We start from the raw sequence: 24,560 nt of genomic DNA, 5'->3' as shown, positions 1-24,560 counted from the left end.
TTATCCTCGAATGGCCCAGAAGGCCAGGTTCAAGCCCGGGAATTCCCCGGCGACGTGGAACGCGAAGCCGCCGGAATGAACCAGTTGTTTCCAGTGCTCGCTGCCACGGTCGAGCTCGTAGTAGGTCGAGCCGGCGTGATACGGCAACTGCCGTGGCGCCACCGGCAGCGGCAACAGGCCGATGCCCGGCAGTTGCAGGTTGACCAGGTCGCGGATGTGCTCCACCGAACCGACCTTGCTCTGCTGGGCAAAACGCCCGCGCAGGGTTTCCCCGGGCACGTCGGCGCGCACCACCAGGATGAAGCTGGCGCTCTCCAGCAGGGTGCGGTCGGCCAGCATCGCCACGTGCACGCCGTAGGCTTTCTCGACGATCGGGATCGGCGTCGCCTTGCTGTCGATCAGCATCGACAGCGCTTCGCGCAGGGCCTGCATCACCGGGGCGAAGCTCAGGGCCAGCTCGTCATGCTGGTACTGCGGGTATTGCGCCGGACGCCGGGCGCTGCTGGAGAAGGTCGAGAACTCACCGGCCAGGCTCACCAGCTCGCTGTACAGCCGCTCGGGGTGCAACGGACTGATCTGGTTCAGATGGCTGATCAGCGGCTGGGCGCGGTTGACCAGTTGCAGCAGCATGAAGTCGGCGATTTCCGAGGCGCCACCGGCCCCCGATGCCACCACCCGGCCGGCCAGGGCCTCGCCGCGCTGGTGCAGCAGGCCCAGCAGTTCGCTGCGAAAGGCACTCAAGGGCTTGGACGCGGCCACATCCAGCAGCGGCGGGATGTAGCTGTCATCCAGCACCAGGGCGCGGTCGGCGCGCTTTTCCTTGATCAGCACCACGCCGATGGCGGCGTAGTCGCTCAGGCCGTCCGCGGCCGTGAGCAGGCGCAAGGCGCGGGAGCCCACGGCCACCGGTGCACGGTTTTCGAAGGGGGCGTTGTCGTCGCGCACTTCGCGCACCTGGCTCAGGTAGCGGGCGCCGCCCAGTTCCTCGCCTTCGTCCACGGTATCCCGGGCACCGGCGCGCTTGAGCGGCAGCGCCAGGTACACCAGGCCGTCGCGCAGGTTGTCGTCGATGCTCAGCGGGCTGGGCGCCAGATCGTCATGGGGAATGTTGAACGGCGTACCGTCGGGCAGCAGGCCGCGGGCGCTGACGATGGCCAGCTTGCCCTGGGCCAGCAGCCCCTGATCGATCCGCAGTTCGGAAAAGCCCCAGGCCCCCGCCGACAACGGACGGCTGCGGGCGTCGATGAGGTTTTCCAGGTAACGGTCATGCTGCTGGAAGTGCTGGGTTCCAATGAACATGCCTTCCGACCAGACCACGCGATTGTTCCAGGACATGGTTGCTCCGATTGCCTATTGGGCAGGGCTGGATGGGGACGCCGCGAGCTCGGCGCTGACTGCGCGGACATCGAGGCCGATCTGATAGCTGTTGTTCAGGTGCGCGGCGGTATTGACGCTGACCCGCCACAGGGCCTGATCCACTTCGCGATAGCCCACCAGCAGGCCGACCTGACGGGTGGCTGGATCCAGGGTGCGCTTGAGGCTGAACTGGTCGCCGGGCTTGACCAGCACTTCGTCCTGGTCGATCAGGTCCGGGCCGAGGGTGGCCGGGGCCCGCTCCGCCAGGGCGAAGTAGTCGGCGCGCATGAAGGTCGCCGGGTTCTTCAGTTCGAAGATCCGCACCCGCACCGGCGTGCCCTGGCCGTCAGGGCCGGGGTTGAGGCCGGCCACGGCCTGGAAATGCAGCTCCACGGTGGTGGCGCCCGGCTGGGTTTCCTGGGTCGGCTCGGCAGGTGCCGGGGCGTCCTTGGCACAGGCCGCCAGTACCAGCATGGCGACCAATGTCAGCAATCGTTGAATCATCCTGCGTCCTCAATGACGTATCAGCTGTCCGTGTATCCGTGGGTTCGGGGGTTCCAGGTGCGCTCAGGAACGGCGCAGGCGCTGGGTGTGTTCTTCGTAGGCGCGACTGAACTCGCGACCGAAGAGGTCCTGGAAATCGTCCTGGGCCTCTTGGGAAATCTGCTTGTAGAGCGCGGTGAACTGCTGCCAGTTCTGCGCCTGACGCGAACCGCTGAACAGGTTGCCCAGGCCACCGGGACGGGCCATGCGCGCTTCCAGCTCGGCGGGTTCGAAACGCCCCAGCAAGTGCTTGATGGCCGCTTCCACGCCGGCCATGACCGCCAGCTGGTGGGCCCGCAGGTCATCGAAGCTGTCCTGCACCGCCTGGTCCGGGGCCATGAACGCCTGGTTGCTGTGGCGCAGCAGCAGGAGCATGGCCTCGTCGACGTTGGGGGCGAATTTCAGCGGGTTGTTCTCCACCGGGCGGATCATGGTCTGCTGCATGCGGAACTCGCCCTTGAGGCTGCTGCGGGCCCGCAACACGTCGATCAGGCCCTCGACCATCAGCCGGTAGCTGCGCCCGAGGCTTTCCATCTGCGCCTGGGCCTGCTGCGGATCGATGCGCAGCTGATCCAGCCCGGCGCCGCGCAGGAAGGCTTGCAGCAGGTCGGACTGCGGCGCGACCGGTGCCGGGGCGGGTGCCGCGACCGGCGGCTGCGGTGCCTGTGCCGTGGGCGGCGGAGCGACCGGAGCAGGAGGAACCGGCGGCGCCGCGACCTCGACCGGTTGCGGCTGTGGCTGTGGCTGTGGCTGTGGCTGTGGCTGTGGCGGTTCTGCAGCGAACAGGCCGATGCCGGCAAACGGGTCCGGCGCGACAGGCGCGGCCAGCGGCGCCACCTCTGGCACGGACAGCGGGGCCGGGGGCGGAATCGGGCGCGCCGGCGTGTCGCCGAACAGGTCCCAATCTTCCGGAATCAGCGCCCCGCCCTGGGGCGCTAGGGGCTGGGGCGGTTGCACGGGCTGGGGCACGGCGGTGGGCGTTGGCGGGCGGAAATCGTGCTGCTCGGCGGGCACATGATCCGGCTGGGTGGCCGGAGGCGTGGCGCTCGGGGCCAGGAAATCGAACAGGTCGGGGAAGGTGTCCTGGGCCGATGCGCCCTGAAAATGCGCCACCGGCGCCATGGCGATCGGCTCGATGGGTGTCGGGGCTACCGCTTGTCGGCCCATCAGCGCTTCGAAACTGTTGGAGCTGTCCCCGGAAAAGGCTTCAGCCTGAGCGCGATTGAGACTGAAATCGATCCGCGCGCTGATCTCATAATCGCCAATGCGAATAACCTCGCCATCTTCCAGCGGCTCGCTGTTACCCCGGCGCATGCGAATACCGGCACGGACTAACTCCACACCGTTAGTACTGTTATCGGTCAAGTAATAACGGCCATCCTTGTATTGGATGACACAATGTCGCGCCGAAACTAAGCGCTCGGGATCGGGAAGTACCCAGTCATTATCGGAACTGCGGCCAATTGCCATCACTCCCTGATCCATTAGTTTCTCAGGGCATTGACCAGGGGTGATCTTGTGATAACTAGTGATAGTCAAACACAGCGACATCTCGCCTCCTTGCTGTACTTCCGCGTGCGAACCGGTGCCGGGAAAAAAGTTCCGTAAAAAAATGAAAAGTCCGCAAAAAATCCTTTAAACAGCACCGTTCACAGCATGATCGCTTAACTTAAACCGCACAGATGACAAAAGCCCTGCGCCCCGCCTCAATCTGACTCGCCGGTCAGGGAACTAAGTAAGTCGACATAACAGTGTCACGCGGGGCGAATAGCTTACCTTGACAAGCCACAACTACTACACCAAAAATGCACAACTTCTTGAACACGGATGATGGCTCACTAATATCAATGAGTCCATGTTTACCAAGAAATGTGCGCGAGTTCACAAACAACTAGTGCATTAATTGCCTGACTGTCCTGCAGGCTGATAGGGAGATCGAACCAGGTGGATGTACCGATGTTGCTCGCCGCGATTTCAGCAACTTCGCCTTGTGGCGAAGACCTGGAATATGACGCGGATTTCTTGCACTTGGAGCGGGCCGCACAAGGTCAGCCCGAGCGCAGCATGGGCGACTCGATCCTCCCGGCCGAGCCGCCGGACTGGCGCAGCATCCAGCAGCAGAGCCTGGACTTGCTGGCCCGCAGCAAAGACCTGCGCATCACCCATTTTCTCGTGCAGAGCACCCTGGCCCTCGAAGGCCTGCCGGGCCTGGCCACCTGCCTCGAACTGATCAACGGCCTGCTCCGCGATTACTGGGCGGACCTGCACCCGCGCCTGGACGCCGATGACGACAACGACCCCACGGTGCGCATCAACGCCCTGGCCGGCCTGGCCGGCGACACCACCATCGGCCTGCTGCGCGAAGCCCAGCTGACCCGTTCCCGGACCTTCGGCCCGGTGACCGTGCGCGCCGCGCTGAACGCCGCCGGCCTGCAGCATTTCTCCGGTGAAAGCCTGGGTTCCGACCACCTGGCCGGCGCCCTGCAAGACAGCGACCCCGAACACCTGGAGGCCATTCGCACCGCCTTGAGCAACGCTCGCTCGGCCGTCGAAGCCATCGAAAAGCAGGTCAGCGAACAAGTGGGTTCCGCCAGTGGCGTGGACCTCAGCGCCCTCAAGCAACCGCTGCGCCTGGCGCTGCAGGTGCTAAGCCTGCATGCCCCGCAAACCAGCGACAGCCCGGCCGATGAACCCGCCGACGCCCCTGCCAGCGAAGCCGGCAACGCGCCCGCGGCGCCGGCCGCAACGCGAATGTCCGGCGAGATCAACAGCCGCGACGACGTGCTGCGCAGCCTCGACCGGCTGCTGGCCTACTACAGCCGGCATGAGCCATCGAGCCCGTTGCCGGTGTTGCTCAACCGGGCCAAAAACCTGGTCAACGCCGATTTCGCGGCCATCGTGCGCAACCTGATTCCCGATGGCATGTCCCAATTTGAAAACCTGCGCGGCCCCGAATCCGACTAACCCCGAAGCGGCCGAACAGTATCGTCAGCGGCAACCACCGACCGACGCCAACACCGTCGCAGCAGCGACCAGGAGCACAACGTGGCGAAGCAAAGTTCTCAAAAGTTCATCGCGCGCAACCGCGCGCCCCGGGTGCAGATCGAGTACGACGTCGAACTCTACGGCGCCGAGAAAAAGGTCCAGCTGCCCTTCGTCATGGGCGTGATGGCTGACCTGGCCGGCAAGCCCGCCGAACCCCTGGCGGCCGTGGCCGATCGCAAGTTCCTGGAAATCGACGTCGACAACTTCGACTCGCGCCTCAAGGCGATGCAGCCCCGGGTGGCCTTCCACGTGCCCAACGAGCTGACCGGCGAAGGCAACCTGAGCCTGGACATCACCTTCGAGAGCATGGACGACTTCAGCCCTGCCGCGGTGGCGCGCAAGGTCGACTCGCTGAACCAGCTGCTGGAGGCCCGCACTCAGCTGGCCAACCTGCTGACCTACATGGACGGCAAGACCGGCGCCGAAGAAATCATCATGAAAGCCATCAAGGATCCGGCGTTGCTCCAGGCCCTGGCCAGTGCGCCAAAGCCTGCTGACTCCGAGCCGAACGCGTAACTCAGGACCAACGATCATGACCGAATTGATGCGTGACAATCAGGCCCAACCCGGCGCCACCGAGCAGGCCAGCGAATTCGCTTCGCTGCTGCTGCAGGAATTCAAGCCCAAGACCGAGCGCGCTCGCGAAGCCGTGGAAACCGCCGTGCGGACCCTGGCCGAGCAGGCCCTGGCGCAGACCGACCTGGTGTCCAACGACGCCATCAAGTCGATCGAATCGATCATCGCCGCCATCGACGCCAAGCTCACCGCCCAGGTCAACCAGGTGATCCATCACCCGGAATTCCAGAAACTGGAAAGCGCCTGGCGTGGCCTGCATTACCTGGTCAACAACACCGAGACCGACGAGCAGCTGAAGATCCGCGTGCTCAACATTTCCAAGCCGGAGCTGCACAAGACCCTGAAGAAGTTCAAGGGCACGGCCTGGGACCAGAGCCCGATCTTCAAGAAGATGTACGAAGAGGAATACGGCCAGTTCGGCGGCGAGCCTTACGGCTGCCTGGTGGGCGACTACTACTTCGACCAGTCGCCACCGGACGTGGAACTGCTGGGCGAGCTGTCCAAGGTCTGCGCGGCCATGCACGCACCGTTCATCGCAGCGGCTTCGCCGACCGTGATGGGCATGGGTTCGTGGCAGGAACTGTCCAACCCACGCGACCTGACCAAGATCTTCACCACCCCGGAATACGCCGGCTGGCGCTCGCTGCGTGAATCGGAAGACTCGCGCTACATCGGCCTGACCATGCCGCGCTTCCTGGCGCGCCTGCCGTATGGCGCCAAGACCGACCCGGTGGAAGCCTTCGCCTTCGAAGAGAACACCGACGGCGCCGACAGCTCCAAGTACACCTGGGCCAACGCCGCCTACGCCATGGCGGTGAACATCAACCGTTCGTTCAAGCATTTCGGCTGGTGCTCGCGGATCCGCGGCGTGGAATCCGGTGGCGAGGTGGAAAACCTCCCGGCCCACACCTTCCCCACCGACGACGGTGGCGTGGACATGAAGTGCCCGACCGAGATCGCCATCTCCGACCGCCGTGAAGCGGAACTGGCGAAGAACGGTTTCATGCCGCTGCTGCACAAGAAGAACACCGACTTCGCTGCCTTCATCGGCGCCCAGTCGCTGCAGAAGCCCGCCGAGTACGACGACCCGGACGCCACCGCCAACGCCAACCTGGCCGCGCGCCTGCCGTACCTGTTCGCCACCTGCCGCTTCGCCCATTACCTGAAGTGCATCGTGCGCGACAAGATCGGCTCGTTCAAAGAGAAGGACGAGATGCAGCGCTGGCTGCAGGACTGGATCCTCAACTACGTCGACGGTGACCCGGCGCACTCCACCGAAACCACCAAGGCCCAGCACCCGCTGGCCGCGGCGGAAGTGGTGGTCGAGGAAGTCGAAGGCAACCCGGGCTACTACAACTCCAAGTTCTTCCTGCGCCCGCACTACCAGCTCGAAGGGCTGACCGTGTCGTTGCGCCTGGTATCCAAACTGCCGTCCGCCAAGGGCGCCTGACCCATAACCGACTCAAACCTGGCGTCGCGGCCCCAGGGCGCGCAAGGCCCAAAGGGCCCTGCGCTGCGGCGACAGAAGCTGAATCAACATCGTGGCAAGTGCCACACAGGGAGAAAACATGGCTGTTGATATTTTCATCAAGATCGGTGACATCAAGGGCGAGTCCATGGACAAAGCCCACAAGGACGAGATCGACGTGCTGAACTGGAGCTGGGGCATGTCCCAGTCCGGCAACATGCACGTCGGCGGTGGCGGTGGCGCGGGCAAGGTGAACATCCAGGACCTGTCGCTGACCAAGTACGTCGACAAGGCATCGCCGAACCTGATGATGCATTGCTCCAGCGGCAAGCACATCGACAAGGTGCGCCTGACCGTGCGCAAGGCCGGCGGCGAAAGCCAGGTCGAGTACATGATCATCGACCTGGAAGAAGTGCTGATCACCTCGCTGAGCACCGGCGGTTCGGGCAGCGATGATCGCCTGACCGAAAACATCACCCTGAACTTCGCTCAGGTGATGGTCGAGTACCAGCCACAGAAAGCCGACGGCACCAAGGACGGCGGCCCGATCAAGTACGGCTGGAACATCCGCTCGAACACCAAGCGCTGATCCGCTGCGGTCGCGGCCTGCGGGCCGCGACCGACCCGCCCCGCCCTTCGTGCCCGGCACGAGGCGGGGACGGCTGGCGAGGACCAGGTCCTCGTGAGTCTTTGGTTATGCCCCTTTTCGTGACGTCATGCCTGCGCCATCCGATCCTGGAGCGAACCCTTTGGTAACCGACATCGCCGCCCGCGATCGCTTGCAACCCTCTTTGCTGGATCGTCTGACCGACGATGAACCCGGCAACCTGAAAGAAAGCCCGGACAAACGCGTGCTGTCCCTGAGCCAACTCAAGGCCTCGGTACTGCGCGATCTGGCATGGCTGCTCAATACCACGTCGCTGCTGGAAGCCGACGCCACCCTGCACACCCCCGCCGGTACGTCGGTGGTCAACTACGGCCTGCCGGCCCTGGCCGGGTACAGCGCGTCGAGCATCGATATCCCGGCCCTGGAGACCCTGATCCACCAGGCCATCGCCACCTTCGAACCACGCATCCTGCGCAGCACCCTGCGGGTACGCGCGCGCACCGCCCCTGGCGAGATGAACCACAACGCCCTGAGCTTCGAGATCGAGGGCGATCTGTGGGCCCAGCCGATGCCCCTGCGCCTGCTGCTGCAAACCGACATGGACCTGGAATCCGGCCATGTACGGGTGGTGCATGCCGATTCCCGGAGGCGCCCATGAATCCGCGCCTGTTGGAGCTGTACAACCAGGAACTGCACCACGTGCGCGAAAGCGCCGCGGAGTTCGCCAAGGAATACCCGAAGATCGCCAGCCGCCTGACCCTGTCGGGCATGGACTGCGCCGACCCTTATGTCGAGCGCCTGCTGGAGGGCTTCGCCTATCTGACGGCACGGGTGCAGCTCAAACTCGATGCCGAGTACCCGACCTTCACCCACAACCTGCTGGAGATCGCCTACCCGCACTACCTGGCACCGACCCCGTCGATGACCGTGGTGCAATTGCAGGCCGATCCCGACGAAGGCTCCCTGAGCAGCGGCTTCACCCTGGAGCGCAACACCAGCCTGCGCGCCGCCCTGGGTCGCGACACCCAGACCTGCTGCGAATACCGCACCGCGCACCCGGTGACCCTGTGGCCGCTGCAAGTCACCCAGGCCGAGTACTTCGGCAACCCGGTGGCGGTGCTCGGACGCCTGGCCGCCAGCGAGCCCAAGGCCAAGGCCGGGCTGCGCCTGACCCTGCGCACCGGCGCCGAACTGCCGTTCAACAGCCTGGCCCTGGAACAGTTGCCGCTGTACCTCAACGGCAGCGACGAATTGCCGTTCCGTCTCTACGAGCAACTCCTGGGCAACGCCTGCGCGGTGTTCGCCCGGGCTCCGGGTGGCGACTGGGTCGAGCGCCTGCCCCAGGACGCCCTGCGCTCACGGGGGTTCGATGACCGCGACGCGGCGCTGCCGGTGGTGCCCCAGGCGTTCCAGGGCTACCGCCTGCTGCAGGAATACTTCGCCCTGCCCAACCGCTTCCTGTTCGTCGAGTTCGCCCAACTGGGCCGCGCGGTGCAACGTTGCGCCGGCCAGGAACTGGAGCTGATCGTGCTCTTCGAGCGCTTCGAGCAGAGCCTGGAAGGCAGCGTCGGCGCCGCCCAGTTCGTGCCCTTCTGCACCCCGGCGATCAACCTGTTTCCCAAGCGCCTGGACCGCATCCACCTGTCCGATCGGGTCAACGAGCACCATGTGATCGCCGACCGGACCCGGCCGATGGATTTCGAAGTGCACTCGCTGAGCGCCATCAGCGGCCACGGCACCGGGCCGGAACAGCCGTTCCTGCCGTTCTACGCGGTGCGCGACCCGTCCCGCTACGGCCGCGACCAGGCCTACTACATCGTCCGCCGCGAGCCGCGGGTGCTGTCCAGCGACCAGCGCCGCAACGGTCCACGCTCGACCTACATCGGCAGCGAGTCGTTCGTCAGCCTGGTGGACAGCCGGCAGGCGCCCTACCGCCACGACCTGCGCCAGCTCGGGGTCAGTGCCCTGTGCACCAACCGCGATCTGCCGCTGTTCATGAACGTGGGCAGTGGCAAGACCGATTTCACCCTGGCCGACAGCGCCCCGGTGCAGGCCATCCGCTGCCTGGCGGGACCGAGCCGGCCCCGGCCCAGCCACGCCCACGACGGCAAGGCCTGGCGCCTGATCAGCCAGCTGTCGCTGAACTACCTGTCCCTGAGCGAACAGGGCCAGGGCGCGGCCGCCCTGCGCGAGCTGCTGCGCTTGTACGGCGACAGCAACGACGCGGCCCTGCAACTGCAGATCGAGGGCCTGCGGGACGTCAGCAGCAAGGCGGTGACCCGGCGCCTGCCGATGCCCGGGCCGATCGTCTTTGGCCGGGGCCTGGAGATCACCCTGGAATTCGATGAAAACGCGTTTCGCGGCACCGGGGTGTTCCTGCTCGGTGCGGTCTTCGAGCGCTTCCTGGCACGTTACGTGTCGATCAACAGTTTTACCGAGACGGTGATCCGTACCACCGAACGCGGCGAGATCATGCGATGGAAAGCCAAGCCCGGACGGCGTCCGACTCTTTGAATACGCTGACGGCGATGCACGCCGAGCCCTGGGAGTACGACTTCTTCCAGGCCCTGCGGCGTATCGAATGCCTGTCGCCGCAACTGCCGCGCTTCGGTCACTCCCTGCGCCTGGCGGACGATCCTCTGCGCCTGGGCCAGCAGGCCGACTGCACCTTCGCCCCCTCGACCCTGGCTTCGGTGACCCCCGGCAGCGACGGCGCGACCACGCGCCTGGAGCAGTTCTTCTTCGGCCTCGGCGGGCCCAACGGCCCCTTGCCGCTGCACATCACCGAGTACGTGCGCGAGCGCCAGCGCAACAACGCCGACAGCACCAGCAAGCGCTTTCTCGATGTGTTCCACCATCGCCTGCTGAGCCTGTTCTACCGGGCCTGGGCCGAAGCCCGGCCAACGGTGAGCCATGACCGCCCGGACGACGACTACTGGTCCGCGCGCCTCGCCGCCCTGAGTGGCCGGGGCATGCCCAGCCTGCTCAAGCAGGGGTTGATCCCCGACACCGCCAAGCTGCACTACAGCGGCCACCTGGCGGCCCAGACCCGCTACCCCGACGGCCTGCGGGCGATCATCGGCGAGTACTTCGGCCTGCCGGTGGCGATCGAGGAATACGTCGGCCAGTGGCTGGAGCTGCCCGAGCGCAGCCGACTCGGGGTGCAGTCCCACCAGCTGGGGGTGGACTTCTGCCTGGGCAGCCACGTCTGGGACCGCCAGCACAAATTCCGCATCCGCCTGGGTCCGCTCAAGCTCGACGAGTACCTGGGGATGCTGCCCGACGGCCAGCAGTTCAAGGAACTGGTGGCCTGGGTCGCCGAATACCTGGGGCATGAACTGGACTGGGACCTGAACCTGGTCCTGCTCAAGGACGAAGTGCCCAAGCTGCAACTCAACGGCCGCCAGCGCCTGGGTTTCAACACCTGGCTCGGTCAACCCGGCAGTGATGCCAAGGACCTCATTCTGGCCCGGCACTACGCCGATCAGGCCACTACCTCACGTACACCAAGGAGCACAGAGCATGGGTGAAATCAGTCGCGCGGCGCTGTTCGGCAAACTCAACAGCGTTGCCTACAAAGCCATCGAAGCCGCCACGGTCTTCTGCAAACTGCGGGGCAACCCCTATGTGGAACTGGCCCACTGGCTGCACCAGTTGCTGCAACTTGCGGACTCGGACCTGCACCGCATCATCCGCCAGTTCAACCTGGAGCCGGCGCGCCTGGCCAAGGACCTGACCGAAGCCCTGGACCGCCTGCCACGGGGCTCGACCTCGATCACCGACCTGTCGTCCCACGTCGAGGAAGCCGTGGAGCGCGGCTGGGTCTACGGCAGCCTGATGTTCGGCGAAAGCCAGGTGCGCACCGGCTATCTGGTGATCGGCATCCTCAAGACCCCGAGCCTGCGCCACGCGCTGCTGGGGCTGTCCCGGGAGTTCGACAAGATCAAGGTCGAAACCCTGTGCGAGCGCTTTGACGAATACATCGGCGACTCGCCGGAAAACGCCCTCGGCGCCAGCGACGGCTTCAATGCCGGGGCGGTGCCCGGCGAAGCCAGCGGCGCCATGGCCCCCAGCGCCCTGGGCAAGCAGGAAGCCTTGAAGCGCTTCACCGTCGACCTCACCGAGCAGGCCCGCAGCGGCAAGCTCGACCCGATCGTCGGCCGTGACGAAGAGATCCGCCAACTGGTGGACATCCTCATGCGCCGCCGGCAGAACAACCCGATCCTCACCGGCGAGGCCGGGGTCGGCAAGACCGCGGTGGTGGAAGGCTTCGCCCTGCGCATCGTCGCCGGCGACGTGCCGCCCGCGCTCAAGGATGTCGAGCTGCGCAGCCTCGACGTCGGCCTGCTGCAGGCCGGCGCCAGCATGAAGGGCGAGTTCGAACAGCGCCTGCGCCAGGTCATCGAAGACGTCCAGGCCTCGCCCAAGCCGATCATCCTGTTCATCGACGAAGCCCACACCCTGGTGGGCGCCGGTGGCGCCGCCGGCACCGGCGACGCGGCCAACCTGCTCAAACCCGCCCTGGCCCGCGGCACCCTGCGCACCGTGGCCGCCACCACCTGGGCCGAGTACAAGAAGCACATCGAGAAAGACCCGGCCCTGACCCGGCGCTTCCAGGTGGTGCAAGTGGCCGAGCCTTCGGAAGACAAGGCGCTGCTGATGATGCGCGGCGTGGCCTCGACCATGGAACAGCACCATCAGGTGCAGATCCTCGACGAAGCCCTGGAAGCCTCGGTCAAGCTGTCCCACCGCTACATTCCGGCGCGCCAGCTGCCGGACAAATCCGTGAGCCTGCTGGACACCGCCTGCGCCCGCGTCGCCATCAGCCTGCACGCGGTGCCGGCCGAAGTGGACGACAGCCGCCGGCGCATCGAGGCCCTGGAAACCGAGCTGCAGATCATCGCCCGGGAACAGGCGATCGGCGTGGCCATCGGCAACCGTCAGGTCAACAGCGAGAACCTCCTGGCCGCCGAGCGCGAGCGCCTGGCCGAGCTGGAAAGCCGCTGGGCGCAAGAGAAGACCCTGGTCGACGAACTGCTGGCGACCCGCGCCCAACTGCGCGAGAACGTCGGCCTGGTGGACAGCGACGTCGGCGACGACAGCCACGGCCTGCGCGAGAAGCTGGTGGACCTGCAGCAGCGCCTGAGCGCCCTGCAGGGCGAAACCCCGTTGATCCTGCCGACCGTGGATTATCAGGCGGTGGCCTCGGTGGTCGCCGACTGGACCGGGATTCCGGTGGGGCGCATGGCCCGCAACGAGCTGGAAACCGTGCTCAACCTCGACCAGCACCTGAAGAAGCGCATCATCGGCCAGGACCACGCCCTGCAGATGATCGCCAAGCGCATCCAGACCTCCCGCGCCGGCCTCGACAACCCGAACAAGCCGATTGGCGTGTTCATGCTGGCGGGCACCTCCGGGGTGGGCAAGACCGAAACCGCCCTGGCCCTGGCCGAAGCCATGTACGGCGGCGAGCAGAACGTCATCACCATCAACATGAGCGAGTTCCAGGAAGCCCACACCGTGTCCACCCTCAAGGGCGCCCCGCCAGGCTACGTCGGCTACGGCGAAGGCGGCGTGCTCACCGAAGCGGTGCGACGCAAGCCCTACAGCGTGGTGCTGCTGGACGAGGTGGAAAAGGCCCACCCGGACGTGCACGAGATCTTCTTCCAGGTGTTCGACAAGGGCGTCATGGAAGACGGCGAAGGCCGCATGATCGACTTCAAGAACACCCTGATCCTGCTCACCACCAACGCCGGCACCGAGCTGATCGCCAACGTCTGCAAGAACCCGCAGGCGGTGCCCGAGCCCGAGGAAATCGCCAAGGCCCTGCGCCAGCCGTTGCTGGAGATCTTCCCGCCGGCGCTGCTGGGACGCCTGGTGACCATCCCCTACTACCCGCTCAGCGACGAGATGCTCAAGGCGATCACCCGCCTGCAACTGGGGCGGATCAAGAAGCGCGTGGAAAGCACCCACAAGGTGGATTTCGACTTCGACGACGCGGTCATCGACCTGATCGTCTCCCGTTGCACCGAGACCGAAAGCGGCGGGCGGATGATCGACGCCATCCTGACCAACAGCCTGTTGCCGGACATGAGCCGCGAGTTCCTCACCCGCATGCTCGAAGGCAAGGCACTGGCCGGGGTGCGCATCAGCCAGCGCGACAACGAACTGCACTACGACTTCAGCGAAACAAACTAGGGGTCAGCTGCAAGCTCCAAGCTCCAAGCTCCAAGCTTGTAGCTAGCCACTTGCAGCTTGCAGCTGCTTTTATCCTCCACCGAGACTGACGATGTTATTTCAGCAATCCACACGACTGGCACAGGTCAACTGCCCCCTGGGACCGGACGTCCTGCTGCTCAAGAGCATGGGCGGCGGCGAGGAGCTGGGGCGGCTGTTCGACTACCAGCTGCAACTGACCTCCAGTGACGCCAACATCGACCTCAACCAGTTGCTGGGCAAGCCCATGGGCCTCAGCGTGCAGCTGGACGGCGGTGGCCAGCGGCACTTCCACGGCATCGTCGCGCGCTGCAGCCAGAACATCGACAGCGGCCAGTTCGCCAGCTACCAGGTCACCCTGCGGCCCTGGCTGTGGCTGCTCAGCCGCACCTCCGATTGCCGGATTTTCCAGCACCTGAGCATCCCGCAGATCATCAAGCAGGTGTTCCGCGACCTGGGCTTTTCCGATTTCGAAGACGCCCTCAGCCGCCCCTACCGGGAGTGGGAGTACTGCGTGCAGTACCGCGAAACCAGCTTCGATTTCGTCAGCCGGCTGATGGAGCAGGAAGGCATCTACTACTTCTTCCGCCACGAGAAGGACCGCCACGTGCTGGTGCTGGCCGACGCCTATGGCGCCCATAGCAGCGTGCCCGGCTATGCCACCGTGCCCTACTACCCACGGGACGAGCAGCAGCGCGAGCGCGACCACATGTTCGACTGGCACCTGGCCCAGGAGGTGCAGCCGGGCTCGCTGGAACTCAACGACTACGATTTCCAGCGCCCCAGCGCGCGCATCGACGTGCGCTCGGCCATGCCCCGGCCCCACGCCGCCGGCGACTACCCGCTGTATGACTACCCGGGCACCTACGTGCAAAGCAGCGACGGCGAGCACTACGCGCAGACCCGCATCGAAGCCCTGCAGAGCCTGCACGAGCGCATCGAGCTCAGCGGCAACGCGCGGGGCCTGGGCGTGGGCAACCTGTTCACCCTCAGCGGTTTCAGCCGCCAGGACCAGAACCGCGAATACCTGATCGTCGGCATCCGCTACTACGTGGTCCAGGAGAGCCTGGAAACCGGCGGTGGCGGCGGCTCGGCGCAGTTCGAAAGCCACCTGACCTGCATCGATGCCCAGCAGAGCTTCCGGCCCCTGGCCAGCACCCACAAGCCGATGGTCCAGGGCCCGCAGACCGCGCGGGTGGTGGGCCCGGCCGGGGAGGAGATCTGGACCGACCAGTACGGCCGGGTCAAGGTGCACTTCCACTGGGACCGCCACGACCAGTCCAACGAAAACAGCTCGTGCTGGATTCGCGTGTCCCAGGCCTGGGCCGGGAAGAACTGGGGCTCGATGCAGATCCCGCGCATCGGCCAGGAAGTGATCGTCAGCTTCCTCGAAGGCGACCCCGACCGCCCGATCATCACCGGCCGGGTGTACAACGCCGAGCAGACCGTGCCCTACGACCTGCCGGCCAACGCCACCCAGAGCGGCATGAAGAGCCGGTCGAGCAAGGGCGGCAGCCCGGCCAACTTCAACGAAATCCGCATGGAAGACAAAAAGGGCGCCGAGCAGCTGTACATCCACGCCGAGCGCAACCAGGACATCGTGGTCGAGGTCAACGAAAGCCACTCGGTGGGCAACAACCGCAACAAGAGCATCGGCCACGACGAGTACGTGACCATCGGCAACAAGCGCACGCGCATCGTCCAGCACGTGGATGAGCTGACGGTGGGCGAGAAGAAGCTCGACAGCATCGGCCAGAGCTACGTGATCGAGGTCGGCGAACGCCTGCGCCTGGTGTGCGGGGCCAGCATCCTGGAGCTCAATGCCAGCGGCCAGATCAACCTGTGCGGGGTCAACATCAGCGTGCATGCCTCGGCCGATGCCGAGATCAATACCGGTGGCGTGCTGCACCTGAACAACGGCGGCGGCCCGGGCACCACCACCGAGGGCCAGGGTGTGCAGGGCGCCATCAGCGCCAAGGCCAAAGCCCCCTTTTCCGCCCCCAAAGGCTAACGAACGGATGCCCATGCCATGACCTATCGCCTCAATGAATTGCAGTTCCAGCCCCCTGCCGGCGAACTGCAGGACGCCTCGATCAACATCCTCAAGTTCCCGGCCCTGGGCACTTCGCTGATCGTCAGCCGCAGCCTGCTGGGCGACGGCGAAACCCTGGAGAGCAGCCTGGCCAGCCAGCTGCAGCGGCTGGAACAGCAAGTGCAGGAACTGCGGGTCAAGGGTCCGCAACCGGTGCTGCTGGGCCCGGCCCAGGACATTCCGGGCCTGGAGCTGCGCAGCCAGTTCAGCAAGGGCAGCGAAAAGGTGTTCCAGTTCCAGCTGGCCCTGGTGCTGCCGGGCACCCGGCAGATGCTCGCCATGAGCTACGTCAAGGCGCAGAAACTCGGCGACGCCGAAGCCGCGCATTGGGCGCAGATCAAGCACAGCCTGGTGCTGGGCTGAGACCGGGGCATGTCTGACGCGCTGTGGGCCGCCCGACTGGGCGACGGGCTGGAACACACCTCGATGATGGCCGACATCCTCGGCGGTGTGCTGGAGGTGGCGGCCAACGTCGCCATCGGCGCCCTGGCGACCATGGCGGTGGCCGCGGCGGCGGGCATCACCGTGGCCACCGGCGGCCTCGGTGCCTGCGTACTGGGGCTGGTGGTGGGCGTGGTGGTCGGCGTGGTCATGAGCAAGACCGGCGCCGACAAGGGCCTGAGCAATTTATGCGAGGGCATCGCCAATGCCCTGTTCCCGCCCTCGATCCAGGCCACCATCGCCAGCGGTTCGAAAAAGGTCCTGACCAACAACAAACCGGCGGCCCGCGCAGCCGGTATCGCCCCGCCGTCGCATATCAACGGCGACGGCGCCGAAGAAGGCGAAGCCACCGACACCCCTTCGGCCACCCCGGAGGAAGGCCCGGGCTTTCTCGACATGGCCAAGGAATTCTTCTCGCAGATGTGGCGGCCCACCGTGGCCTCCCCGGCGCCCGGCTCGCAGACCAAGGAACTGGACCTGGTGACCTGCACCAAGCACCCGCCGATGCCCCTGCAGTACCTGGCCGAAGGCTCGGAAAAGGTCAGCATCGACGGCCAGCCGGCGGTGCGCAGCGGTGACCGCAGCACCTGCGACGCCAAGGTGGTATCCGCCGGACCGATCTCCCCCGACGTGACCATCGGTGGCGGCTCGGTGGTGGTGCGCGAGATCCGCAGCGGCAAGACCCCGGGGGTTGGCCTGGCGGTGAGCGCGCTGATGATGCTCAAGGGCGGCAAGGGCAAGTTCCTCAGCAACCTGCCGTGCATGCTGATGGCCGGGGTCAATTCGTTTGTCGTCAGCCAGGCGACCAATGCGCTGACCCAGGCTATCGCCGGCTCGCCGAATCCGGTGCATGCCGCGACCGGGGCCAAGGTGCTGGGTGGCGAGGATGACCTGGACTTCGTCCTCCCCGGCATGCTGCCGATCACCTGGCAGCGCTTCTACAACAGTCGCGATGAACGCCAGGACGGCCTGTTCGGGACCGGCTGGAGCGTGCCCTTCGAAGTCAGCGTACAGATCGAGACGCATCCCGAGGGAGGCGAACGGCTGCTTTACACCGATGAGCAGGGACGCCAGATCGACATGGGCTCGATTGCTCCGGGTGGCGCCATGTTCAGCCCCGGAACCGGCCTGAGCGTAAGGCGCAATACCGATGGCCGCTTGCTGATCGAAAGCAGCGATGGCGTGTATCGGCTGTTCGAGCCCAGCCCCGGCAACCCGTTGCGACTGCGCCTGAGCCTGCTGGGGGATCGCAACGACAACCGGATCCATCTCGAATACGACCCGAGTGGACGCATCACCCGCCTGCGGGACAGTTTCGACCTGCTCCAGGTGGAGCTGATTCCCAGCAACCAATGGCCAGGACGGCTGGCGCGGATCGAGCGGCTGCACGCCGACCAGCAGCGCGAGGTCCTGGCCAGTTATGACTACGATACCCAGGGCAATCTCGTCCAGGTGCGCGATACCAGTGGCCAAGTCAGCCGACGCTTTGCCTATGACCCGCAGCGGCGCATGGTGGAGCATCAACTGCCCACCGGCTTGCGTTGTTTTTATGCCTGGGCCCGGGTCGATGAGCGCGAATGGCGCGTAGTCCGGCACTGGACCGACGCCGGTGACGAGTACCATTTCGACTACGACCTGCAAGCCGGTATTACCCGCATCACCGATGGTCTGCAGCGTCAGAGCCTGCGCAAATGGAACCCTCAGCACCAGATCACCGAATACCAGGACAAGCTTGGCCAGGTCTGGCGGTTCCAGTGGAACGAAGAGCGCCAGTTACTCGGCGCCACGGACCCGCAAGGCGGCCAGTACCAATACGGCTACGACGAAACCGGCAACCTGTGTAGCCATATCGATCCCCTGGGCCGCAACGAATCGACCCTGTGGCTTGAGCATTGGTCGCTGCCGCTGACAGAAACCGATGCCGCCGGCAACAGCTGGAGCTACCAGTACGACAAGCGTGGCAATTGCATTGGCGAAACCGACCCGCTGGGCAATAGCACCCGCTATCGCTACGACCATCATGGGCGGGTGGTGGAAATCATCGATGCCAGTGGCAAGCGCAAGCAACTGACCTGGAATGACCTGGGCCAGTTACTCAAATACGTCGACTGCTCGGGCTACCCCACACGTTTCAGTTATGACCGCCACGGCTATCTTCAGGTGGCGACCGATGCCCTCGGTGAGCGCCAGACCTTCGAACACGACCCACAGGGGCGCCTGCTAAGCATTCAACTGGCCGACGGCCGCATCGAGCAGTACCAGCGCAACACCGCCGGTCAATTGCTTTGCTACACCGATCCGGCGGGACACAGCAGCCGCTACGAATACGATCGGCGCGGCAAGCTCCAGGTGCGCATCGATGCCCATGGCCGGCGCGTCCACTTCACCTACGACACTTACGGGCGCCTGCAGACGCTGACCAACGAGAACGCCGAGAGCTACCGCTTCACCTGGGACGCCGCCGATCGACTGCTGGAGCAGCGCGACCTCGACGGCAGTGCTCGGCGTTTTGCCTACGACCCCCTGGATAACGCCGTCAGGATGGAGTTCGCCCCAGCGCCCCAGGACGGTGATTCAGCCTCACCCCCCAGCCCCCCTATCGTCCACCTGTTCGAACGCGATGCGGTTGGGCGCATGGTCGCCAAGGTCACCGACGATGGCCGCAGCGAGTACCTCTACGACCCGCTGAATCAACTACTCGGCGCCACCTTCACCGACCAGCATGGCCAGAGCCGCTCATTGGGCTTTACCTACGATGCCCTGGGCCAGCTTCTGACGGAGCAAAGCGCAGCGGGTGAGTTGCGCCACCATTACGACGAACTGGGCAACTTGACCCAGACCCAACTGGCCGATGGGCGCTGGATCAACCGGCTGTATTACGGCAGCGGTCATCTGCATCAGATCAACCTCGACGGCCAGCTCATCAGCGACTTCGAGCGTGATCGCTTGCACCGCGAAGTCCTGCGCACCCAGGGGCGGATCAGCACCCACAGCGAATACGACCGCACCGGCCGCTTGCGCTCGCGCATGCGGCGCCCCACGGGCCAGCAGCAACTATTGTCGGCCTCCCGGGAACGGCAGTTCGCTTACGATCCCGCCAATCAGCTGGTGGGGCGCGTCGATCGCCTCCCCCAGGGCGAGCACCGGCAGTTGCTGCACTACGATGCCACTGGCCGCATCATGGCCAGCCAAGACAGCCCACAAGGCACCAGCGAAACTTTTGCCTACGATGCCGCGGCCAACCTGCTGGACGGACCGCAAGCCGGGGCCGGGCTGGTGGTCCACAACAAGCTGCTGACCTACCAGGACAAACGCTATCGCTACGACGCCTTTGGCCGGGTAGTGGAAAAGCGCAGCGGCAGCCGACGCATCCAGCACCTGCGCTATGACGCGGAACATCGACTGGTGGAAGTACGTACCCAGGATGGCGCCCGGGAAACCCTGGTGCGCATGGGCTATGACCCACTGGGGCGGCGGACCGAAAAGATCGAACTCGACCCTCAGGGTCAGGTACTGAACGAAACCCGTTTCACCTGGAACGGATTACGCCTGCTGCAGGAGCAGAAAAACGGCCTGAGCAGCCTCTATCTGTATGCCGACGAGGGCTATGAAGTGCTGGCGCGAGTCGATGGTGTCGGCGCACAACAAAAGGTCCGCTATTACCACAATGACCTCAACGGCCTACCCGAGCAGTTGACGGAAGTCGATGGGCAGGTGCTGTGGCAGGCTCGCTATCAGGTCTGGGGCAACTGTCTCGAAGAACAGCGCGAAGCCCATTTCCTCGAAGAGCAGAACCTGAGATTCCAGGGACAGTACCTGGATCGGGAAACCGGGTTGCACTACAACACCTTGCGTTTCTATGACCCGGATATTGGTCGCTTTACCACACCTGACCCGATTGGCCTGGAAGGTGGGTTCAACCTCTATCTCTATGGGCCTAACACGGCCATCTGGATTGATCCCCTGGGCCTGACCGCCGAGGAACTCGGCAAGAACATGGCCAATGCCGGGCGACCGCTGGCACCGGGACAAACCCCGCACCATGCGATCAAGGAGAATGCGACCAATATCTACGCCAAGAACTCACGCAAGATCCTCGAAGACGCCAAGCTGCACCCGGATATCCCAGAGAACGGTGCAAGGCTCTGGGGCACGCACCCCAACCAACTGGCCCAGCCTGGGCACCCAGGCAAGGACGCGGCGAAGGCGGCAGGCAACTATCACGGTGGAACCCATATTCACGGCAAGGAAAACGACAAGCTGCTGTACAAGATCCTCAAATCCGCCAAGCGCAAGAATCTGAACATGAGAAACGTGCTTGCCAACATCACGGGAAGAATGGAAAACGGCTCGTGGAAAAAATCCTTCAACGCCTGCGGGGGGAAATAACCCAATGAATGTCATGCACAACCCGGAGCTTGAAAGCCGGCGCAACACCCTCGGCGAGCTGTTCAAGCGTTATGAGCCGCAAGTTCACCAGCACTATCAGGCGATCAGGCAAGCCGTGGTCCGCTGGGAGTATTCCCTAGGCCCGACCCTGGAGCTCATCCCCTTTGAACGCTTGATACCCAGCGTCAGCAAGGAGGGAAAACCCCTGGCGTCGCTGAGCAAGGCCAGCCGTGAATCGAAGAATCTGCAGGCCTATGGTTTCGATGCCGACGGACAACTGATCCTGAGCATCAGCCGCTTTGACAAGGACGTGACCACCTACGGTGAAAACGTCCGCTATCGCCATCTGTTCGATGGCAAGGCCCTGATCGTCAGCGCGCACATTTATGAAGCACGACCGGCGGAGTCGCGCCTGCTGTCCCTGTGCTGGACCTTTAGCGCCGACAACCTGAACCACTACCTGTCCGTCACGCCACCCAACAACTGGTACGTCCGCGTCGACCAGTTGCAAGCCGGGCGTGTCGCCAGGGCCTCGACCTTCGCCACCAGTTGGTTCAAGCAGCTCGACTATGACCTCGGCTATGACCCGGATCAGAACCTGTCGACGGTCATGATCGGTGAGCACCTGCATTGGCAGCGCGGCAGCTGACAGGGTTCAAGGCTGGCCGGGAGTCTATTACCAGTAGGAACAGATGATGATCTTGAGCTGGAAACCTCCGATCCAATACAACCCGAAGTTGATCGGCTCCTACGACGTCGAGAGCGGTGCCTATCAAACCCCGGGCTCCAGTTTCGATTACCTGGCCCTGCTCGCCGGGCAGCCGTATCCAAAGGCAATGGACACGCCGCCGGTGTTTTTCCAGTGCAAGGCCAAGAAGCTGCTGGAGCATGATTGCCTGTGGCTGCTGGGGGGCATTCCCCTGGTGTCGGCGCGCCTGGCGGACTTTCTCCGCCAGCAGGCGCCGGCCGATGTCGAGCTGATCCAGCCCTTGCGCCTGGTGGCCGACCACCAGGAGGTCAGCCAGCCGTACTACATCGTCAACGCCATCCAGGCCGTCAAGGCCATCGACCACGCGCGCTCCGAAGCGGAGCGCGACGATGACGGCACCCTGCTCTACTTCAACAAGACCTGGTTTCTCGAAAGCGCCCCAGGCATGGGCCAGATCGCCCGGGAGCCGGAGTCCGGCGACTTGTTGATCAGCGCAACCCTGGCCGACCGCTTGATCGACACTGGCTTCAAGGGTGACAAGGGACTGGGGCTGTACAGCGCCGAACGGCGTTTCGTGCCTTATCGGAACAATGCCTGAGCGCCTGGGGGCATCCGATCAGATCGCCGAGCCGCGATTCTTGCCCGGCTGGATGATCAGCAACCGATCCAGATCGCGCCTTCTGGCGCGGGTGACCAATGCCAGCGCGGCGGGCAGGTCCTGCTTGAACCGCTCGAAGTTGGGCAACCACTTCAAGAAATCCGGATCATGTGGGAGCAAGTCATGAAGCAATTCAGCTACAACGAGGACATAAACGCCCTGGAAATACCGGCCCAGCAGTTCGCCGCAGGTATCGAATACGCCAGCAAGAAGGGCTACGCCAACCTCCGGGTCATGGGCTCTGCCAAAGCGGCCAAGGGTGCGCCGCTGGACCTGAGTGCGCTGAATGGGCACAGCGGCGTGCAAGCGCTGGACCTGTCGGACGACCTCGACCTGAAGCAGGTGGATTTGAGCCCGCTGTACGCGTTGCCGCAGCTGAAGCTGCTGTCGATCCCCTACCTCAAGGAACGTATCGACTTCTCGCGACTGCCCAGCCTGGAGACGCTCTACATAACCGGCGCCGATGAGGCGCTGGAACCCCTGGAGCTGCCACGGCTCAAGCACCTGCTGCTGGTGGCGGTGAAGAATCAGGATTGCGGGTTTCTCTCGAAGCTCAACGCACTGCAGGAGCTGCGAATCAGCGGCGGCAACATCGAGCGACTGGCCGGCATCGAGACGCTGGACGAGCTGGCATCGATTCAGATCCAGCACAGCCCGAAGATGCTCGATATCAGCGCCATCAACGCGCTCAAGAACCTGAAGACCCTGCACATCGAAAAATGCAGCCAGTTACGGGACTACGGATTCCTGTCGGAAAACAAGACCGTTGAGGAGGTGTTCATTTCCGAGCTCGACTCGGTGTCGTTCGCCCCGGCAATGGAGCGCCTGAGCTCACTGCAATTCTGGGACCTGAAAGACGGCGACATGAGCCCGCTGCTGACCTCCAAGAGCCTGAAAGAGGTCTACTTCCATCCGAAGAAAAAGCACTACAGCCATAGCCTCAAGGAGATCAATGCCGCGTTCGGCAAGTGAGCAGAGGCCTGTACATCGGGCTCAACGACGGTCGTGGCGGATCGTCGTACCGCCGTTTCATGATTGAAGGACCCATTAAGAAATGAAAGCAGGCACCCATCAATTGCGCAGCCACTTCGAAAAGGCACTCCAGCTTTTCTTGAAGAGCGAGCTCTCGGCTTATCCCGGAGTCAAAGTCACCAGGAACAAAGTGGTGATTGCACATAAAGAATCGGGCGCCGTGGCGACCTTGCATTTCGAGTACCTGGCTAACACCCGCGCCTACGAAATCATCATCTTCGTCGAACACCCGGCCCTGCAGGCGGAGATCGAGCGGATAAGCCCGCCCTACCGGTCCAACCTGGCCAATCCGAAATTGCTCTACTGCATGTCGACGGTCAGCGAAAAAGACGGCTGTCCACTGCTGCCCGTGACCGAACAAGGCATTGAAAATACCTGCCAGGTGATGCTGCGCCGGCTCCAGGATGTTCACCTGCCTATCCTGTACAACCTCCTCAATGTCAGCCCCGCACTGGTGAGCGATGTCATCGAGAGGCCAAAGTATTACGCCTATCCAGTCCCGCTGATTGTTATCGCCTTGAAAACCAACGCAATCCAACCGGACGACGCAACGCTGGCGAAGATTCTGAGCGAGCAGACCCTGGGCTACACCAACAACCAGGAACTGAAAGCGTCGTTCAACAAGCAACTCCTGGCAGCGCTGAGCTGAGCAATTGCCGGAGTGCCGGGGCAGATCAGGCCGTGCCGCGATTCTTGCCCGGCTGGATGATCAGCAGCTGATCCAGCTCGCGCCGTCTGGCGCGGGTGACAAATGCCAGCGCGGCGGGCAGGTCCTGCTCGAACCGCTCGAAGGTCGCGCGATCGATGGCGTAGTACTCCTCGTAGTCGACCACGCCGAGGCTGACTGGGAAGGAGACGTAGTACTGGCCGCTTAGCTCTTCGATGCCCATGGAGAACATCTCTTCGCGGTTGACAAACAGATCGATGAATTTCATCTGGGTCCCGTGTCTCAGCGAAGGGATCAGGCCCGCTAAGGCTGAGGCTTGAGGCTTTGCATGGCCTGTTTCCACGCCGGCTCGTGGTGCACCAGGTCTTGCGGCGTGGTGGTCAGGGTGGTGATCAGCACCGCCGGCTTACGCTCGATGAACACCTGACGCAGCATCAGCTCGCGACCTTCGCGTTTCCAGCTGTAGTCCAGCAGGACCGAGGCGTGGCCGTGCATGTCGAAGTCCCAGCGCTTGATCAGGGTGAAACCCGGCAGTTGCTGTTCGGCGGAGCGCAGTTGTCCGGCGACATAATCGGCGAAGGCGGCATCGCCCTGGCTCGGGTCGCGGCTGATGACGAAACTGGCTTCCTGGGCGCCGCCCACGGCCGGCAGCTTGAAGATGTTGATGCTCTGGTCCTGCCAGGCGTCAGGAATATCGAGATCGGCTTCTTGAATACGGTAGGAGGACAAGGGGTAGGCGTTCCATGCTTAGGGGTCGGACA

The 24,560-nt window shown here is 64.2% G+C and carries 21 protein-coding genes; 15 read left to right on the top strand and 6 right to left on the bottom strand.

The features are described from left to right. From tssK to tagH, 3 genes are all read right to left on the bottom strand, one after another. Positions 1-1,335 carry a type VI secretion system baseplate subunit TssK gene (tssK, locus tag L1O02_RS00635; protein WP_060841737.1) on the bottom strand — a complete coding sequence of 445 codons (1,335 nt, stop codon included), beginning with the start codon at positions 1,333-1,335 and terminating at the stop codon, positions 1-3. Positions 1,336-1,350: 15 nt separating this feature from the next. After that, positions 1,351-1,860 (bottom strand): type VI secretion system lipoprotein TssJ, encoded by a 510-nt coding sequence (gene tssJ / locus L1O02_RS00630; protein ID WP_060841738.1) that lies wholly within the window; start codon positions 1,858-1,860, stop codon positions 1,351-1,353. 63 nt (positions 1,861-1,923) lie between these two features. Then, positions 1,924-3,450: a type VI secretion system-associated FHA domain protein TagH gene (gene tagH / locus L1O02_RS00625; RefSeq protein ID WP_235759414.1), complete on the bottom strand. Its 1,527-nt coding sequence runs from the start codon at positions 3,448-3,450 to the stop codon at positions 1,924-1,926. 393 nt (positions 3,451-3,843) lie between these two features. Here tagH and tssA point away from each other — a divergent pair, with 393 nt between their 5' ends. From tssA to L1O02_RS00560, 13 genes are all read left to right on the top strand, one after another. After that, complete coding sequence (tssA, locus tag L1O02_RS00620; protein ID WP_235759412.1) at positions 3,844-4,863, top strand: type VI secretion system protein TssA; 1,020 nt, start codon at positions 3,844-3,846, stop codon at positions 4,861-4,863. Between the two features lie 81 nt (positions 4,864-4,944). Beyond that, positions 4,945-5,460, top strand: coding sequence for a type VI secretion system contractile sheath small subunit (gene tssB, locus L1O02_RS00615; protein WP_047289994.1), 516 nt, complete (start codon positions 4,945-4,947; stop codon positions 5,458-5,460). Positions 5,461-5,476: 16 nt separating this feature from the next. Then, a complete protein-coding gene (tssC, locus tag L1O02_RS00610; protein WP_016963864.1) occupies positions 5,477-6,970 on the top strand; it encodes a type VI secretion system contractile sheath large subunit in 1,494 nt (497 codons plus the stop codon). Between the two features lie 118 nt (positions 6,971-7,088). Beyond that, positions 7,089-7,577 carry a type VI secretion system tube protein Hcp gene (locus L1O02_RS00605; RefSeq protein ID WP_011064257.1) on the top strand — a complete coding sequence of 163 codons (489 nt, stop codon included), beginning with the start codon at positions 7,089-7,091 and terminating at the stop codon, positions 7,575-7,577. 160 nt (positions 7,578-7,737) lie between these two features. Next, positions 7,738-8,253 carry a type VI secretion system baseplate subunit TssE gene (gene tssE / locus L1O02_RS00600; protein ID WP_060841741.1) on the top strand — a complete coding sequence of 172 codons (516 nt, stop codon included), beginning with the start codon at positions 7,738-7,740 and terminating at the stop codon, positions 8,251-8,253. Beyond that, positions 8,250-10,109 carry a type VI secretion system baseplate subunit TssF gene (gene tssF, locus L1O02_RS00595; RefSeq protein WP_060841742.1) on the top strand — a complete coding sequence of 620 codons (1,860 nt, stop codon included), beginning with the start codon at positions 8,250-8,252 and terminating at the stop codon, positions 10,107-10,109. Before tssE ends, tssF begins: the two co-directional genes overlap by 4 nt. Beyond that, a complete protein-coding gene (gene tssG / locus L1O02_RS00590; protein WP_060844972.1) occupies positions 10,073-11,125 on the top strand; it encodes a type VI secretion system baseplate subunit TssG in 1,053 nt (350 codons plus the stop codon). The genes tssF and tssG overlap by 37 nt, the downstream gene beginning before the upstream one ends. Continuing rightward, the gene (gene tssH, locus L1O02_RS00585; RefSeq protein ID WP_060841744.1) at positions 11,118-13,793 is read left to right on the top strand and encodes a type VI secretion system ATPase TssH; all 2,676 of its coding nucleotides are present in this window, start codon (positions 11,118-11,120) and stop codon (positions 13,791-13,793) included. Before tssG ends, tssH begins: the two co-directional genes overlap by 8 nt. Before the next feature lie 91 nt (positions 13,794-13,884). After that, positions 13,885-15,822: a type VI secretion system tip protein VgrG gene (locus L1O02_RS00580; RefSeq protein ID WP_060841745.1), complete on the top strand. Its 1,938-nt coding sequence runs from the start codon at positions 13,885-13,887 to the stop codon at positions 15,820-15,822. Positions 15,823-15,840: 18 nt separating this feature from the next. Continuing rightward, a complete protein-coding gene (locus tag L1O02_RS00575; protein WP_060844974.1) occupies positions 15,841-16,266 on the top strand; it encodes a DcrB-related protein in 426 nt (141 codons plus the stop codon). A gap of 9 nt (positions 16,267-16,275) precedes the next feature. Continuing rightward, positions 16,276-20,733 carry an RHS repeat-associated core domain-containing protein gene (locus L1O02_RS00570; protein WP_235759410.1) on the top strand — a complete coding sequence of 1,486 codons (4,458 nt, stop codon included), beginning with the start codon at positions 16,276-16,278 and terminating at the stop codon, positions 20,731-20,733. A gap of 4 nt (positions 20,734-20,737) precedes the next feature. Beyond that, entirely contained in the window at positions 20,738-21,382 is a 645-nt protein-coding gene (locus tag L1O02_RS00565; RefSeq protein ID WP_146189190.1) for a hypothetical protein, read from the top strand. 52 nt (positions 21,383-21,434) lie between these two features. Next, entirely contained in the window at positions 21,435-22,040 is a 606-nt protein-coding gene (locus tag L1O02_RS00560) for a DUF1629 domain-containing protein (RefSeq protein ID WP_129405884.1), read from the top strand. A gap of 18 nt (positions 22,041-22,058) precedes the next feature. Here L1O02_RS00560 and L1O02_RS00555 read toward each other — a convergent pair whose 3' ends face one another. Next, positions 22,059-22,196, bottom strand: coding sequence for a hypothetical protein (locus L1O02_RS00555; protein ID WP_162492864.1), 138 nt, complete (start codon positions 22,194-22,196; stop codon positions 22,059-22,061). Positions 22,197-22,223: 27 nt separating this feature from the next. Here L1O02_RS00555 and L1O02_RS00550 point away from each other — a divergent pair, with 27 nt between their 5' ends. Next, positions 22,224-23,072 carry a hypothetical protein gene (locus L1O02_RS00550; RefSeq protein WP_235759408.1) on the top strand — a complete coding sequence of 283 codons (849 nt, stop codon included), beginning with the start codon at positions 22,224-22,226 and terminating at the stop codon, positions 23,070-23,072. Positions 23,073-23,154: 82 nt separating this feature from the next. After that, positions 23,155-23,781 carry a hypothetical protein gene (locus L1O02_RS00545; RefSeq protein WP_235759406.1) on the top strand — a complete coding sequence of 209 codons (627 nt, stop codon included), beginning with the start codon at positions 23,155-23,157 and terminating at the stop codon, positions 23,779-23,781. A 25-nt stretch (positions 23,782-23,806) separates the two neighbouring features. On the opposite strand, the gene L1O02_RS00540 is transcribed toward L1O02_RS00545, so the two are convergent. Continuing rightward, positions 23,807-24,067, bottom strand: coding sequence for a hypothetical protein (locus L1O02_RS00540; protein ID WP_060841751.1), 261 nt, complete (start codon positions 24,065-24,067; stop codon positions 23,807-23,809). A gap of 35 nt (positions 24,068-24,102) precedes the next feature. Further along, positions 24,103-24,528 carry a DcrB-related protein gene (locus L1O02_RS00535; RefSeq protein WP_060841752.1) on the bottom strand — a complete coding sequence of 142 codons (426 nt, stop codon included), beginning with the start codon at positions 24,526-24,528 and terminating at the stop codon, positions 24,103-24,105. Positions 24,529-24,560 lie beyond the last annotated feature (32 nt).

The sequence above is a fragment of the Pseudomonas sp. BC42 genome (assembly GCF_021560055.1).
GTDB lineage: Bacteria > Pseudomonadota > Gammaproteobacteria > Pseudomonadales > Pseudomonadaceae > Aquipseudomonas.
The sequence above is the reverse complement of the archived record's forward strand: the minus strand, read 5'-3'. Positions and strand labels throughout refer to the sequence as shown.

Excerpts from the sequence above, each read along its gene's own strand:
- tssK (WP_060841737.1), bottom strand. The coding sequence starts at position 1,335 with ATGTCCTGGAACAATCGCGTGGTCTGGTCGGAAGGCATGTTCATTGGA.
- tssJ (WP_060841738.1), bottom strand. The coding sequence starts at position 1,860 with ATGATTCAACGATTGCTGACATTGGTCGCCATGCTGGTACTGGCGGCC.
- tagH (WP_235759414.1), bottom strand. The coding sequence starts at position 3,450 with ATGTCGCTGTGTTTGACTATCACTAGTTATCACAAGATCACCCCTGGT.
- tssC (WP_016963864.1), top strand. The coding sequence starts at position 5,477 with ATGACCGAATTGATGCGTGACAATCAGGCCCAACCCGGCGCCACCGAG.
- L1O02_RS00605 (WP_011064257.1), top strand. The coding sequence starts at position 7,089 with ATGGCTGTTGATATTTTCATCAAGATCGGTGACATCAAGGGCGAGTCC.
- tssF (WP_060841742.1), top strand. The coding sequence starts at position 8,250 with ATGAATCCGCGCCTGTTGGAGCTGTACAACCAGGAACTGCACCACGTG.
- tssG (WP_060844972.1), top strand. The coding sequence starts at position 10,073 with ATGGAAAGCCAAGCCCGGACGGCGTCCGACTCTTTGAATACGCTGACG.
- tssH (WP_060841744.1), top strand. The coding sequence starts at position 11,118 with ATGGGTGAAATCAGTCGCGCGGCGCTGTTCGGCAAACTCAACAGCGTT.
- L1O02_RS00580 (WP_060841745.1), top strand. The coding sequence starts at position 13,885 with ATGTTATTTCAGCAATCCACACGACTGGCACAGGTCAACTGCCCCCTG.
- L1O02_RS00575 (WP_060844974.1), top strand. The coding sequence starts at position 15,841 with ATGACCTATCGCCTCAATGAATTGCAGTTCCAGCCCCCTGCCGGCGAA.
- L1O02_RS00570 (WP_235759410.1), top strand. The coding sequence starts at position 16,276 with ATGTCTGACGCGCTGTGGGCCGCCCGACTGGGCGACGGGCTGGAACAC.
- L1O02_RS00565 (WP_146189190.1), top strand. The coding sequence starts at position 20,738 with ATGAATGTCATGCACAACCCGGAGCTTGAAAGCCGGCGCAACACCCTC.
- L1O02_RS00550 (WP_235759408.1), top strand. The coding sequence starts at position 22,224 with ATGAAGCAATTCAGCTACAACGAGGACATAAACGCCCTGGAAATACCG.
- L1O02_RS00545 (WP_235759406.1), top strand. The coding sequence starts at position 23,155 with ATGAAAGCAGGCACCCATCAATTGCGCAGCCACTTCGAAAAGGCACTC.
- L1O02_RS00540 (WP_060841751.1), bottom strand. The coding sequence starts at position 24,067 with ATGAAATTCATCGATCTGTTTGTCAACCGCGAAGAGATGTTCTCCATG.